General features: G+C 66.6%; 12 protein-coding genes. 7 read left to right on the forward strand and 5 right to left on the reverse strand.

Annotation, left to right across the window (positions count from 1 at the left end):
* Positions 1–4: 4 nt before the first annotated feature.
* Complete coding sequence (locus KVX96_RS02970) at positions 5–2,929, reverse strand: error-prone DNA polymerase (RefSeq protein ID WP_261192738.1); 2,925 nt, start codon at positions 2,927–2,929, stop codon at positions 5–7.
* Between the two features lie 137 nt (positions 2,930–3,066).
* Positions 3,067–4,722, reverse strand: coding sequence for a DNA polymerase Y family protein (locus tag KVX96_RS02975; RefSeq protein ID WP_261192739.1), 1,656 nt, complete (start codon positions 4,720–4,722; stop codon positions 3,067–3,069).
* 175 nt (positions 4,723–4,897) lie between these two features.
* Between KVX96_RS02975 and KVX96_RS02980 the strand changes: the two genes are divergently transcribed.
* The 3 genes from KVX96_RS02980 (at position 4,898) to KVX96_RS02990 (ending at position 7,134) form a co-directional block, all read left to right on the forward strand.
* Positions 4,898–5,338, forward strand: a complete 441-nt coding sequence (locus KVX96_RS02980; protein WP_261192740.1) for a c-type cytochrome — start codon at positions 4,898–4,900, stop codon at positions 5,336–5,338.
* 19 nt (positions 5,339–5,357) lie between these two features.
* On the forward strand, positions 5,358–5,891 hold the full coding sequence (locus KVX96_RS02985; protein WP_261192742.1) for a dihydrofolate reductase family protein: 534 nt from the start codon (positions 5,358–5,360) through the stop codon (positions 5,889–5,891).
* Between the two features lie 130 nt (positions 5,892–6,021).
* Positions 6,022–7,134, forward strand: a complete 1,113-nt coding sequence (locus tag KVX96_RS02990; RefSeq protein ID WP_261192743.1) for an S-(hydroxymethyl)glutathione dehydrogenase/class III alcohol dehydrogenase — start codon at positions 6,022–6,024, stop codon at positions 7,132–7,134.
* A gap of 68 nt (positions 7,135–7,202) precedes the next feature.
* On the opposite strand, the gene KVX96_RS02995 is transcribed toward KVX96_RS02990, so the two are convergent.
* The 3 genes from KVX96_RS02995 to KVX96_RS03005 all read right to left on the reverse strand — a co-directional run bounded on the left by KVX96_RS02995 (position 7,203) and on the right by KVX96_RS03005 (position 9,236).
* Positions 7,203–8,156, reverse strand: a complete 954-nt coding sequence (locus KVX96_RS02995) for a calcium/sodium antiporter (protein WP_261192744.1) — start codon at positions 8,154–8,156, stop codon at positions 7,203–7,205.
* Between the two features lie 111 nt (positions 8,157–8,267).
* Complete coding sequence (locus KVX96_RS03000; protein WP_261192745.1) at positions 8,268–8,903, reverse strand: TetR/AcrR family transcriptional regulator; 636 nt, start codon at positions 8,901–8,903, stop codon at positions 8,268–8,270.
* A 153-nt stretch (positions 8,904–9,056) separates the two neighbouring features.
* Positions 9,057–9,236 (reverse strand): hypothetical protein, encoded by a 180-nt coding sequence (locus KVX96_RS03005; RefSeq protein WP_261192746.1) that lies wholly within the window; start codon positions 9,234–9,236, stop codon positions 9,057–9,059.
* Positions 9,237–9,386: 150 nt separating this feature from the next.
* Between KVX96_RS03005 and mbfA the strand changes: the two genes are divergently transcribed.
* From mbfA to KVX96_RS03025, 4 genes are all read left to right on the forward strand, one after another.
* Positions 9,387–10,361: an iron exporter MbfA gene (mbfA, locus tag KVX96_RS03010; protein WP_261192747.1), complete on the forward strand. Its 975-nt coding sequence runs from the start codon at positions 9,387–9,389 to the stop codon at positions 10,359–10,361.
* Positions 10,362–10,394: 33 nt separating this feature from the next.
* Positions 10,395–11,324 carry an AEC family transporter gene (locus KVX96_RS03015; protein WP_261192748.1) on the forward strand — a complete coding sequence of 310 codons (930 nt, stop codon included), beginning with the start codon at positions 10,395–10,397 and terminating at the stop codon, positions 11,322–11,324.
* A gap of 61 nt (positions 11,325–11,385) precedes the next feature.
* Entirely contained in the window at positions 11,386–12,213 is an 828-nt protein-coding gene (fghA, locus tag KVX96_RS03020; protein ID WP_261192749.1) for an S-formylglutathione hydrolase, read from the forward strand.
* On the forward strand, positions 12,210–12,665 hold the full coding sequence (locus KVX96_RS03025; RefSeq protein WP_261192750.1) for a YaiI/YqxD family protein: 456 nt from the start codon (positions 12,210–12,212) through the stop codon (positions 12,663–12,665). Before fghA ends, KVX96_RS03025 begins: the two co-directional genes overlap by 4 nt.
* The last annotated feature ends 137 nt before the right edge of the window (positions 12,666–12,802 follow it).

A 12,802-nucleotide genomic window follows, 5' to 3' on the forward strand; every position in this document is an offset into this window, starting at 1 on the left:
CGCCTCAAGGGATCTCGGGCTGTGCGCCCGGTGTCAGGATATGGCGCAGCAGGGCCAGTGGATGCGCGCGTAACGTGAGCCGCATGGCGACGTAATCCTCCACCACCTCTTCGCCGAGCGTCATTTCCGGCAGGGTGACCTTGGGCTCGTTGATGGCCTCACCGTCCAGATCGCCCGCGAAGAGCGGCAGCGGCGTGGCGCCGGTGACGGCCTTGGCCTCCCAGAGGGCTTCACGGCGCGAGAGCCCGAGGCTGGCGAAAGCATCGGCCTCGGCCAGCACCGCCAAGAGGCGGGGCGGGGTGCCGGCGCGGCGCCAGAGATCTTCGACCGCCATGTAGCCGTTGCCGCGCGCGGCGGTGATCCATGTGGCCTCTTCCTCGCGCATCGCCTTGATCTGGCGAAACCCCAGCCGCAGCGCCAGCCCGCCCTTGCCGTCAGGCTCCATCACGTTGTCCCAGTAGGAGGCGTTGATGCAGACCGGGCGCACCTCCACCCCGTGTTCGCGCGCGTCGCGCACGATCTGGGCCGGGGCGTAGAAGCCCATCGGCTGGCTGTTGAGGAGCGCGCAGGCGAAGATGCCGGGGTGGTGGCATTTGAGCCAGGCCGAGGCATAGACCAGCAGCGCGAAGCTCGCCGCGTGGCTTTCGGGGAAGCCGTAGCTGCCGAAGCCCTCGATCTGGGAGAAGCAGCGTTCGGCAAAATCGATCTCATAGCCGTTCTTCAGCATGCCCTTGATGAAACGGGCATGAAAATCGGAGACATTGCCGCGTTTCTTGAAGGTGGCGAGCGCGCGGCGCAGGCGGTCGGCCTCTTCCGGGGTGAAGCCCGCGCCGATGATGGCGATCTGCATCGCCTGTTCCTGAAACAGCGGCACGCCGAGGGTTTTGCCCAGCACCTCGCCAAGGGCGTCGGAGGGAAAGCTCACCTCCTCCTCGCCGTTGCGGCGGCGGATGTAGGGGTGCACCATGTCGCCCTGGATCGGGCCGGGGCGGATGATGGCGACCTCGATCACCAGATCGTAGAAGGAGCGCGGCTTCATGCGCGGCAGGAAGTTCATCTGCGCGCGGCTTTCCACCTGGAACACGCCAACGCTGTCGGCCTTGCAGAGCATATCGTAGACGGCCGGATCCTCGGGCGGCAGCGTGGCCAGCGTGAAGCCCTGCTGGTGGTGGCTCTGCAGCAGATCGAAAGCCTTGCGGATGCAGGTGAGCATGCCGAGCGCCAGCACGTCCACCTTCAGGATGCCAAGCGCCTCGATATCGTCCTTGTCCCAGCAGATGACGGTGCGATCCTCCATCGTGGCATTTTCGATGGGGATCAATTCGTCCAGCCGGCCTTCGGTGACGATGAAGCCGCCCACATGCTGGGAGAGGTGACGCGGGAAGCCCTGGATCTCATCGCAGAGCTCAAGGGTTTGCTGCAGGCGGCGATCGCCCGGATCTAGCCCGATTTCGCGCAGGCGATCGTCGCGGATGCCTGCGCCTGCGCCCCAGCCCCAGATCTGGCTGGAGAGCGCGCCCACCGTATCCTCGGTGAGGCCCATCGCCTTGCCTACCTCGCGGATGGCGCGTTTGCCGCGGTAGTGGATCACCGTGGCGCAGAGGCCGGCGCGGTGGCGGCCGTAGCGTTCATAGATGTGCTGGATCACCTCCTCGCGGCGTTCGTGTTCGAAATCCACGTCGATGTCGGGCGGCTCATCGCGGGCTTCCGAGACGAAGCGCTCGAACACCATGGTGCCGATTTCCGGGGAGACGGAGGTGACGCCGAGGCAGTAGCAGACCACGGAGTTGGCCGCTGAGCCGCGCCCCTGGCAGAGGATGCCACGGCTGCGGGCGAAGGCGACGATGTCGTTCACGGTGAGGAAATAGGGCTCGTAGCGCAGCTTGCCGATGAGGGTGAGCTCATGCTGCAGCATCGCCTTCACCCGCTCCGGCGCGCCGGCCGGGTAGCGCCATTTCAGCCCGGCGTGGGCGAGGCGGGAGAGGCGGGCGGCAGGGGTTTCGCCCTCGCTGATTTCGCTGGGGTATTCGTAGCGCAGCTCATCGAGCGAGAAGGTGCAGGCGGCGGCGATCTCGCAGGCGCGGATGAGGGCGGCTTCATGGCCTTTGAACAGGCGCGCCATTTCGGCAGGCGACCGCAGGCGCTGCTCGCCATTGGCCAGCGCGCGGGCACCCAGCTGATCGACGCGCAGCCCTTCGCGCACGGCGGTGAGCACGTCGGCCAGTTTGCGGCGTTTGCCGTGGTGCATGCGCGGGGCGGCGGAGGCCACGGTGGGGATGGCAAGCTGCTCAGATAGAGCGGTGAGCCGGGCAAAGCGGGCGGCATCCTGCCCGTCATAAAGCGGGGCCAGCAGCAGGGAGACATGGTCGGGGAAGCGGCGCGCCAGCCGCTGCGCCTGTGTCTGCCATGCGCCCGCGCCGCGCTGCACCGTTGCGCGTGTGGCGGGCGGGTGCAGGAGCAGGTGGAGGCCGTCGGAAGCCTCCAGCAGGTCTTCGAAGCCCAGATCGCAGGTGCCTTTCGCAGCCCGCAAGCGGCCCTTGGAGATCAGCCGGGTGAGCCGGCCCCAGGCGGTGCGGTCCGTGGGCAGAGCGGTGGCGGTGAAACCGTCGCGCAGGGCAATTTTTGCCGCTGGCAGCAGGCGCGGGGTGCAGAAGATATCGGCAGACGGGGCTGCGGGCAGATGCGCGGGCTTAGGCGGGCCGATCAGGCCGACGGTTTCGTCATGGGCGCGGCGGAGGCGCACCTGCCGGGCGATCTCGCGGCATTCGATATGGGCGCGCACGATCCCGGCGACGCTGTTCTCATCGGCCACGGCGATTTCGGAAATGCCCAAGAGTGCTGCGCGGCGGGCGTATTCCTCCGGGTGGGAGGCGCCGGTGAGGAAGGAGAAATTACTGGTGAGGTGCAGCTCGGGGAGGGATGTGTTCACCTCTTCTGTTTCGCCCGGCGGCACGCCGGGCAGCCCCCGACCGCCCCCGTCACGCCAAAGGCGTGCATCCTGCACGGCGCGGGGGCTTTCACCCCCACCTCCAGCGGGGGCTGCCCTTCTCTCTGCAGTTCCCCCCATCACGCAAACCGCCCCTGGCAGAACCAGCCCGCCGACATCAGCGCGCCATGGGCGAAGTAGAGCCAGAGCGTCTCCCCGGCTTCGGTGGTGAGCCGCCAGTAATCGCGCAGGCCCGAGCGCCAGTGCGGATCATCGAGCCACCACTCCGGCGCGATGCGCTCCGGCCCGGTGGCGATGCGGGTGATATGCGTCTGGCCGCGCCAGCGGAATTCTGCGGGCGGGTTGGGCGCTTCGGGGGCCATCACCGGCTCCGGCGGCCAGAGCCGCAGCGGGCGCGGCGCGGTGGGCGCGGGCCAGTCGGCTGCCGGTTCGGACCAGGCCGCCGCCAGCACGGAGGCGGTCTTCTCGGGGATGTGGCTGGAGGCCGGGTGCAGCCGGGTGATCGTCTCAAGCCCGATGCGCGCCCCGAGGCGGCCGATCAGATCATCAAGCCCGGTATCGCCGGACAGCTGGGCGCGCACCGCGCCCGCGGCCTCGATATGGCCGCGGTGCTGGCGGGCGTGCAGCGGTTCGGTCACATGGGCCTCCAGCCGCAGCATGTCAAAGCCGAAACCGGCCTCAAGCTCGCCGATCTTCAGGCTCAGCAGCGGGCGCAGGCGATCCGGATCGTGGCTGGGGCGGGCAAGGCCCAGATCCAGCGCCTGCATCGTCTGATCGGTGCGATAGGCCTGCAGCCGGATGCGCCGCGCGCCGCGCCCCTTCTCCCGCAGGCGGGTGCAGAGCGGCGGCAGCAGGCGATCCACCGCCGCCATCACATCGGCCTCCAGCCCGATCGGATCGGGCAGGGTGAGGCGCACTGCGAAATGCAGCGGCGGCTTGGCGGGGGAGACGGGCTCCGGCTCCACCCCGAGCGCCTGATCGAGCCTGCGCACCACATCCTGCCCGAAGCGGCGGGCGAGGGCGGCGCGCGGCGTGCCGGCCAGATCGCCGACGCGGCGGATTCCGAGCCGGTTGAGCTGGCTGCGCGCGGCCTCACTGAGCCGGAGCGCGGCGATGGGCAGATCGGCCAGCGCGCTGCGGGTGTGGCCGGGCCGGGCGATGCGGGCGGCCTCGCTGGGCGGCTGGGCCCCGGCAGGGGGCTGCCCGCCACGCTCCCAGTGGCGGCGCTTGGCGGCGCGCGAGCGGGTGGCGCGGGCCTCCTGATCCACCGCATCGCCGCTGCGCAAACCTTCCGCGCCCTGCCCGGCATAGCGCGCCAGCGCCCAGGCCGCGCCCACCGTATCGGCGATGCCCGCCTGCACGCTGAGGCCCAGATCGGCGCAATCGGCCTCCACCTGCGCCAAGAGCGCCTCCTCGCCGCCAAAGAGATGCGCGCAGCCGGTGAGGTCGATCACCAGCCCGCTGGGCGCTTCCTCCCCCACCCAGGGCGAGAACTTCCCGGCCCAGCGGCGCAGCACGGTGAGGAAGGCGGCCTCGGCCTGCGCATTCTGCAGCCGGGTGAGCAGCTCCGGGCACATGGCGCGGGCGTCGCGCAGGGGTTGGCCGGCAAACAGCCCCTCCGCACTGGCGGCCGCCGAGAGCGAAGAGAGCACCTGCATCTGCCCGGTGTCGCGCACCACGGCGAAGGGCGCATCCACCGTGCCCCGCTCCATCCGGAGCAGGCGTTCGGCCCCGAGGCGCGGGAACCAGAGAGAGAGGATTCGGCGGTTTGGCATCGCGTGGCAGCGCAAATGTTCCTGTTATGTTCTAAATCTAATCCGCGCCGGTACAGGAGTCGAGTCCGCCTGTGCGTCAGCGGAGCCTCGTCTGTGCGCCTGCTCACGATCCAGTGAGTAGGCAGGCTGCGACAAAATGGTAAGCTTGGGCTTCATAGGTAGCAGGAGCCCCCGAATGACTCGCTTTTTCCAGATGACGACCGCCGCAACCGTTTTCGCGGCAACCATGGCCTTCGCCCACAGCGGCGTGGCCAACGAAGCCGTGAAAGCCCGCATGGAGGCCATGAAGGCCATCGGCGGCGCCACTGGCACCATCGGCAAGATGGTCCAGGGCCAGACCGATTTCGACGCCGCCGCCGCGCAGGCCGCCGCCGCCACGATGGCGGAGAAGGCCGCTATGATCCCGGCGCTCTTCGAAGCCAATGAAACCGATCCCGAAAGCGAGGCCGCTCCGGCGATCTGGACGAATTGGGACGATTTCCTCGCCAAGGGCAGCGCGCTGGAAATGGCGGCCAAAGGGCTCGACACCTCGTCGCTGGATGCCATGAAGGCCGGTTTCGGCCCCATTGGCGCAGCCTGTGCCGATTGCCACAAGGCCTACCGTATCAAGAAATGATCCCCTGCAGCCTCCCGCCGTGCCCCGCTTCCGTGGGGCCGGCATGATCTGCGGCTACATGGCGGCCTCCGCGGATGGCTATATTGCCGACGCGGGCGGTGGCGTGGGCTGGCTCGAGGCCTTCAACGGGGTGGACACCGGCTATGCTGGCTTCATTGCGGGCATCGACACCGTCGTCATGGGCCGCAAGACCTATGATCAGGTCATCGGCTTTGACGTGGGCTGGCCCTACGAGGGCAAGCGCTGCGTTGTTGTCACCTCCAGCCCGCTCACCAGCCGCCTTGGCCTGCCCGAGGTCTGGAGCGCGGGGCTGCCCGCGCTTGCAAGCGAGCTTGTCGAGGCCAAGGCCTGGGCCGTTGGCGGTGCGCGCCTGCAGGCGGATCTGATCCGTTTGGGCGCGCTGGATTGGCTCGATCTCTTCGTGATGCCGGTCTTCCTTGGGGCCGGCGTGCCGCTGTTTCCCTCCGAAGGCCCGCCACAGGCGCTTGCCCTGCAAGAACAGGAAAGCTTTGAGGGTGGCATCCAGCGCCTGCGCTACGCCCCGCGCACTTAAGGAGCCAACCCCGCGACGCCGCCTGGCCGATACGTCGCGCCCGTGCACTGCCCTGTCGCCCGCGCCGGTTGAAAACTGCCTGCCTTTCCCGCAGGCTCACCCCAAAAGCATTTCGCAGGAAGGATTGACCATGCGCACCAAAGCCGCCGTTGCCATTGCCGCCGGAAAACCGCTGGAAATCATGGACGTGAACCTCGACGGCCCCCGCGCGGGCGAAGTCCTCGTTGAGATCAAGGCCACCGGCATCTGCCACACCGATGAGTTCACCCTCTCCGGGGCAGACCCGGAAGGCCTGTTCCCGGCGATCCTGGGCCATGAGGGCGCGGGCGTGGTGGTGGAGGTCGGCCCCGGTGTCACCTCGCTTAAGCCCGGCGATCACGTGATCCCGCTCTACACGCCGGAGTGCCGGGAATGCGAATACTGCCTGAACCCAAAAACCAACCTCTGCCAGTCGATCCGCTCCACCCAAGGCCAGGGGCTGATGCCCGACGGCACCTCGCGCTTCTCCACGCTCGATGGCGATCCGATCCTGCACTACATGGGCTGCTCCACCTTCGCCAACCACACGGTGCTGCCCGAAATCGCGCTCGCCAAAGTGCGCAAGGACGCGCCATTTGAGAAGATCTGCTACATCGGCTGCGGCGTCACCACCGGCATCGGCGCGGTGATCAACACCGCCAAGGTAGAGATCGGCGCCCGCGCCATCGTCTTCGGGCTGGGCGGCATCGGGCTCAACGTGATCCAGGGGCTGCGGCTGGCCGGGGCCGACCAGATCGTCGGCGTCGATCTGAACCCGGCCAAAAAACCCATGGCCGAACGCTTCGGCATGACGGATTTCGTCAACCCGAGCGAGGTGGACGGCGATCTGGTGGCCTATCTCGTCAACCTCACCAAGGGCGGCGCGGATTATACCTTTGACGCCACCGGCAACGTCAATGTCATGCGCACCGCACTGGAAAGCGCGCATAAGGGCTGGGGCGAAAGCGTCATCATCGGCGTCGCACCTGCGGGCGCGGAAATCGCCACGCGCCCCTTCCAGCTTGTCACGGGCCGCGTCTGGCGCGGTACGGCCTTCGGCGGCGCGCGCGGCCGCACCGATGTGCCGAAAATCGTGGACTGGTACATGGACGGCAAGATCGAGATCGATCCGATGATCACCCACACCATGGGACTTTCCGAGATCAACAAGGGCTTCGATCTGATGCACGCGGGCGAAAGCATCCGCTCCGTCGTCGTCTACTGAACCCTACTTTGTTCTGAAAATACCCTCGGGGGGTCGCGGGGGGCAGACAGCCTCCCGCGCTTGCCTGCCTAGCTCAAGAGCACCCAAAGATAGGCCGCATAAAGCGCCAGAAGCACCAACCCTTCACGCCGCGCCACGCGCCAGCCGGAGCGGGCGAAGAGCAGCAGCAGCGCCGTGGTGCCGCAAAGCACCCAGACATCCAGCCGCGCGATCTCTTCCGGCACTTCCAACGGATGCACGATGGCCGTGATCCCCAGAATGCCGAGGATGTTGAAGATATTGCTGCCGATCACGTTGCCGAGCGCCACTTCGCCCTCGCCTTTGCGCACCGCGATCACCGAGGTCACCAGCTCCGGCAGCGAGGTGCCGATGGCCACGATTGTCAGCCCGATCACGGCCTCCGAAAGCCCCAGAACCGTGGCGACGTTCACCGCGCCTTCCACGAGGAACCGCGCACCGAAGATCGTGATCACCAGTCCGCCAAACGCCATCAGCAGCGCCAGCCCGAGCGAAGTGCCGGGTTCGGGCACGGTGTCGGCTTCAGCCGCATACATCTCGGAAGCCGCCGAGCCCCCGGCGCGGGCCTCGGTGATCAGCGTAAAAGCGAGGTAGGCCACCAGCGAGGCAAAGAGGCCGAGCCCGGCCAGCCGCCCGACATGGCCCCAGAGGATCGCGGCGGCGCAGAGCAGGGTGGCCAGCACCAGCACGCTGCCGTCCCGCCGCAGCGCGGCCGGGTTCACGGCGATGGGGGCCAGCGCTGCAGCGACACCGAGAATAAGAAGCGTGTTGCCGATGTTGCTGCCCACCACGTTGCCGACGGCAATGCCCGGCGCACCGGCGAAAGCCGCCTGAAGGCTGGTGACAAGCTCGGGCGAGGAGGTGCCGAAGCCCACAAGCGTCAGGCCGATCACCATGGGCGAGATCCCGAAGCGCCGCGCGGCCGTCACCGCTCCGCGCACCAGAAGTTCGCCTCCGATTACGAGCCCGATCAGGCCAAGGGCAATCAGCAGATAATCCGTCATCGCGCGCATCCTTCGTGAGCGAACCGCTCCCGCACGTCAGCATTGCGCGGGGGCGATACAAGGGGCGCGCGGCATGAGGGGAAAATAAACTTGGGCAGGCAGCGCGCCGGCTTATGCCCGCGCCGTGCTGCCTGTGCCGTAGCGGGCCATGAACATCTCCACGGCGCCGTCCACGATGCGCGCTTTCTCAGCGTCGGAGAACTTCGTCTGGATGCCGCAGAGAATGCGCGGGAAGATATAGGTCTTGGTCAGCTCCATCAGTTGCTCGGCGGCCAGCTCCATATCGTCGATCACGAAATGGCCCTGCTCGGCCGCACAGCGCAGGAACTCCGACACGCGTTCGCGCACGAGGCGCGGGCCAGAGTCGTAGAACTGGCAGCCCAGCTCGGGAAAGCGCGCCGATTCCGCCACGCAGATGCGGAAGACGTTGATCCCGAAATCAGAGGTCACGAACTCCACCATCGCTCGCGCGATATGGGTCAGGGCTTCGCGCGGGTCATTGGCCATGTCCACCACGTTGATCGTGGACTCCGCCTGCCGCTCGCATTCCTGCCGCGCCACTTCCGCAAAGAGCACGCGCTTGTCGGGGAAATAGGAATAGAGCGTCGCCTTGGAGACACCGGCCGCCTTGGCGATATCGTCCACATTTGCCCCTTCAAAGCCGTCTCGCATGAAGATGGCCCGCGCGCCCTCGATCACCTGATCGAACTTGCGGCCCTTCTTGATGGTGTCAGCAATGATGTTCATGGCGCCTCCGGTTGTGGTCGTCAGTATAAACTGCGCAGTTCAGTTTCGGCAAGCAGACCTAAGCGTGGCGGGGCCGAATAAAAAGGGGGCACACGCAATGGTGTGCCCCAGGGCTCTCGGGATGAGAGGTCAGGGAGGAAAAACGTTGGGGAATTATTTCGCGCCGAGCCAGCCAAACAGCGGCGTGGCCGGCTTCGGGGTGCGGGTGGTGTCGGAGGTGGCATCCTGCGGATAGGACACCGAGGGGATCGAGAAGACGAAACCACCGGCCATGGATTGGCCAGCGGACAGGACGACGGAGGCTGCTGCGAGGGCGAAGAGGGTCTGTTTCATGGGGAGCACCTGTTTAACTGAACTGCTTGGTTCAGTTCTTATCTAAACTATACAGTTCACTTTGCAAGGGGTGAATTGGCCCAAGCTTGTTTTCGCTTGCAAAAGGAACCTGCTGGCATAGTTTAGAACTGTTCTAAAAAAGAGGCTCCCATGTTCTCCCCGCGCAAACGGCTGAAGTTCTCCGATCTCGACGCACGCCAGATTCTGTCGCTCGCCATCGCCTCGGAGGAGGAAGACGCCCAGATCTACCGCCACTACGCCGACAGCCTGCGCGCCGATTTCCCGGCCTCGGCGCAGGTGTTCGATGGCATGGCGCAGGAAGAAGACGATCATCGCCGCCGTCTGATCGATGTCTACACCGAGCGCTTCGGCCCCAACATCGTGCCGATCCGCCGTGATCACGTGGCCGGTTTCCCCACGCGCCATCCCACGTGGCTGGTGGAAAACCTCGGGCTGGAGCGGATGCGCGAAGAGGCCGCGATGATGGAAAAAGGCGCGGCCAATTTCTACACCAAGGCCGCGCAGCGCACCTCGGATGCGGGCATCCGCAAGTTGTTGGGGGACCTGGCGGCCGAGGAAATGGGCCATGCCACGAAGGCCGAGCGCCTGCAGGAAACCCATCTGGACGATACCGCGAAGGATCAGGAAGAAGTGACGGCCCAGCGGCAGTTCATCCTCACATGGGTGCAGCCGGGGCTCGCTGGGTTGATGGACGGCTCCGTCTCCACGCTCGCTCCGATCTTCGCCGCCGCCTTCGCCACGCAGGATACGTGGATCACCTTCCAGGTCGGCCTTGCGGCGTCGGTGGGGGCTGGGATCTCTATGGGGTTCACCGAGGCGGCCTCTGACGATGGCCAATTGTCGGGCAGGGGCTCGCCCGTCAAACGCGGTTTTGCCTCGGGCATCATGACGACGGTGGGCGGTATGGGCCACGCGCTGCCCTACCTGATCCCGGATTTCTGGACCGCTACCGTCATCGCCATCCTTGTTGTCTTCATCGAGCTTTGGGCCATCGTCTGGATCCAGAACCGCTTCATGCAGACCCCCTTCTTCCGCGCCACGTTTCAGGTGGTGCTGGGCGGCGCTTTGGTGTTTGCGGCAGGCGCGTTGATCGGCGGGGGATAGCGCGGGCGCATCAGCCGTGCTAGGCGGCTAGGGATGGTCGAGATCTTTCTGAAAACGCTGCCCTTCTTCGGGCTGATCGCGCTGGGCTACTGGGCCGGGCGCACGCGCTTCTTTTCCGAGGAGGCCACTGCCTACCTGACGAAGTTCGTTTTCTACTTCGCGCTCTCGGCGATGCTGTTCAAATTCTCCGCCAACCTCTCGCTGGCCGAGATCCTCGACTGGCCCTTCATCTGGGCCTACCTGCTGGGCACGGCCGCCGTTTACGTGATCGCCACGCTGGTGGCCCTGATCCGCAAGCGTGGCATCGCCGAAGCGGCCGTAGAGGCCCAATGCGCGGTGATCGGCAATATCGGCTTCCTCGGCATCCCCATGCTGGCGTTGCTGCTGGGTGAAGCCGCCATTGGCTACGTGATGATGATGCTGGCGGTGGATCTGATCGTGTTCGGCAGCCTCATCGTGATCCTGATCACCGGCAGCCGCGACGGGCGTGTTTCGCTACGCACCCTGCGCACCGTGGGCATGGGCCTCTTGCGCAACCCGATGATCGTCTCCATCGCGGTTGGCCTCACATGGTCTGCCCTGCAGGTGCCCATTCCGGTGCCGCTGAACGAATTCGTGGATATCCTCGGCTCCGCCGCCACCCCCGGCGCGCTGTTCGCCGTGGGGGCCTCGCTTGCCTCCAAATCGGCGGAGCGGGTCAGCGTGGCCGTCTGGCTTTCGGTCTGCAAGCTGGCGCTGCACCCGGCGGCAGTGGCGATCTGCGCGCTGCTGATCTTCCCCGTCTCGCCCTATGGCGCGGGTGTAATGATCGCGGCCGCCGCCCTGCCCGTGGCGGGCAATATCTTCATGATCGCGCAGCACTACGGCGTCGCACCTCAGCGGGTGTCGGCGGCGATCCTGATCTCCACCCTCGTAAGCGTCGCCACCGTGCCGCCCGTGATCGCCTGGGTTTCGGGTTTCTGAGCTTGCGCCCGGCGGGCGGGCTGCGTTAGCCCAAGGGCAGGCAGCAAGCGGAGGATGCGTGATGAAGACCCTTTCCGAGAACAAATGCTTCGGCGGCGAGCAGGGCGTCTACAGCCACGCCTCCAAGGCCTGCGCGTGCGAGATGACCTTCGGCCTGTTCCTCCCCGCCGAAGCGCAGGAGGGGCCGGTGCCGCTTCTATGGTATCTCTCGGGCCTCACCTGCACCCATGAGAACGCGATGGTGAAAGCGGGCGCACAGGCCTGGGCGGCGGAGCAGGGCATCGCGCTCGTCTTCCCTGATACCTCGCCGCGCGGCGAAGGCGTGGCCGATGACTCCGAGTATGATCTGGGGCAGGGCGCGGGCTTCTACCTGAACGCCACGCAAGCGCCGTGGGCGGCACATTTCAGAATGTGGGATTACCTCGCCGAGGAGCTTCCGGCGGCGCTTGATGCGGCCTTTCCGCTGGACATGGAACGGCAGGCGATCACCGGCCATTCCATGGGCGGCCACGGCGCGCTGACGCTGGCGATGGGCCTGCCGGGGCGCTTCCGTTCGGTTTCTGCCTTCGCGCCGATTGCCAACCCGACGGAGTCCGACTGGGGCAAGAAACAGCTTGGCGCCTATCTGGGCGAGGGTGCGGATTGGGCTTCCCATGATGCGAGCCTCCTGATGGCGGCGCAGGGCTTTGACGGACCGGTGCTGGTGGATCAGGGCAGCGAGGATCAGTTCCTCGATCTGCTGCGCCCCGAGGCGCTGGCCCAGGCCATGGCGGCGCGGCGGCAGGAGGGGGCGTTCCGGATGCAGAAGGGCTACGACCACTCCTATTTCTTCGTCTCGACCTTCATGGAAGAGCATGTGAATTTCCACGCCGAGGCGCTCTACGCATGAGCAAGCTCTACGTGGACGCCGATGCCTGCCCGGTGAAGGGCGAGGCCGAGAAGGTCGCCACGCGGCTGAAGGTGCCGATGTTTCTGGTCTCCAACGGCGGTTTGCGGCTGTCGCCCAATCCGCTGGTGGAGGTGGTGATCGTGCCGGAAGGCCCTGATGTGGCGGATATGTGGATCGCCGAGCGCGCCGGGGTGGGGGATGTGGTGATCACCACCGATATCCCGCTGGCGGCAAGATGCATCGAGGCGGGGGCGGCGGTGCTGAAGCCCAACGGCGAGGAGCTGACGGCGCGCAACATCGGCAACGTGCTCGCAACGCGTGACCTTATGGCCGACCTGCGCGCCGCCGATCCCTTCCGGCAGGGCGGCGGCAAGGCCTTCTCCAAACAGGACCGCGCCAATTTTCTGAACGCGCTGGACCGTGTGCTGGGTGCGGCGTTGCGCAAGCAATGATCCTCTTTTTGCCTGTTTCACCAGAAACAGGCACGCGTCCGCCCGCCCGTCACACCAAAGATGTGTTTGCAGCACGGGGGCGGGCGCGTTCCGTGCCCACCCGGGCGGACGCTCACTGCTTCATGCAAGCGTTTCCC

It is taken from the genome of Pseudoruegeria sp. SHC-113 (assembly GCF_025376885.1).
Lineage (GTDB): Bacteria > Pseudomonadota > Alphaproteobacteria > Rhodobacterales > Rhodobacteraceae > Pseudoruegeria.

Excerpts from the sequence above, each read along its gene's own strand:
- KVX96_RS02980 (WP_261192740.1), top strand. The coding sequence starts at position 4,898 with ATGACTCGCTTTTTCCAGATGACGACCGCCGCAACCGTTTTCGCGGCA.
- KVX96_RS02975 (WP_261192739.1), bottom strand. The coding sequence starts at position 4,722 with ATGCCAAACCGCCGAATCCTCTCTCTCTGGTTCCCGCGCCTCGGGGCC.
- KVX96_RS03025 (WP_261192750.1), top strand. The coding sequence starts at position 12,210 with ATGAGCAAGCTCTACGTGGACGCCGATGCCTGCCCGGTGAAGGGCGAG.
- KVX96_RS02995 (WP_261192744.1), bottom strand. The coding sequence starts at position 8,156 with ATGACGGATTATCTGCTGATTGCCCTTGGCCTGATCGGGCTCGTAATC.
- mbfA (WP_261192747.1), top strand. The coding sequence starts at position 9,387 with ATGTTCTCCCCGCGCAAACGGCTGAAGTTCTCCGATCTCGACGCACGC.
- fghA (WP_261192749.1), top strand. The coding sequence starts at position 11,386 with ATGAAGACCCTTTCCGAGAACAAATGCTTCGGCGGCGAGCAGGGCGTC.
- KVX96_RS03005 (WP_261192746.1), bottom strand. The coding sequence starts at position 9,236 with ATGAAACAGACCCTCTTCGCCCTCGCAGCAGCCTCCGTCGTCCTGTCC.
- KVX96_RS03015 (WP_261192748.1), top strand. The coding sequence starts at position 10,395 with ATGGTCGAGATCTTTCTGAAAACGCTGCCCTTCTTCGGGCTGATCGCG.
- KVX96_RS02990 (WP_261192743.1), top strand. The coding sequence starts at position 6,022 with ATGCGCACCAAAGCCGCCGTTGCCATTGCCGCCGGAAAACCGCTGGAA.
- KVX96_RS03000 (WP_261192745.1), bottom strand. The coding sequence starts at position 8,903 with ATGAACATCATTGCTGACACCATCAAGAAGGGCCGCAAGTTCGATCAG.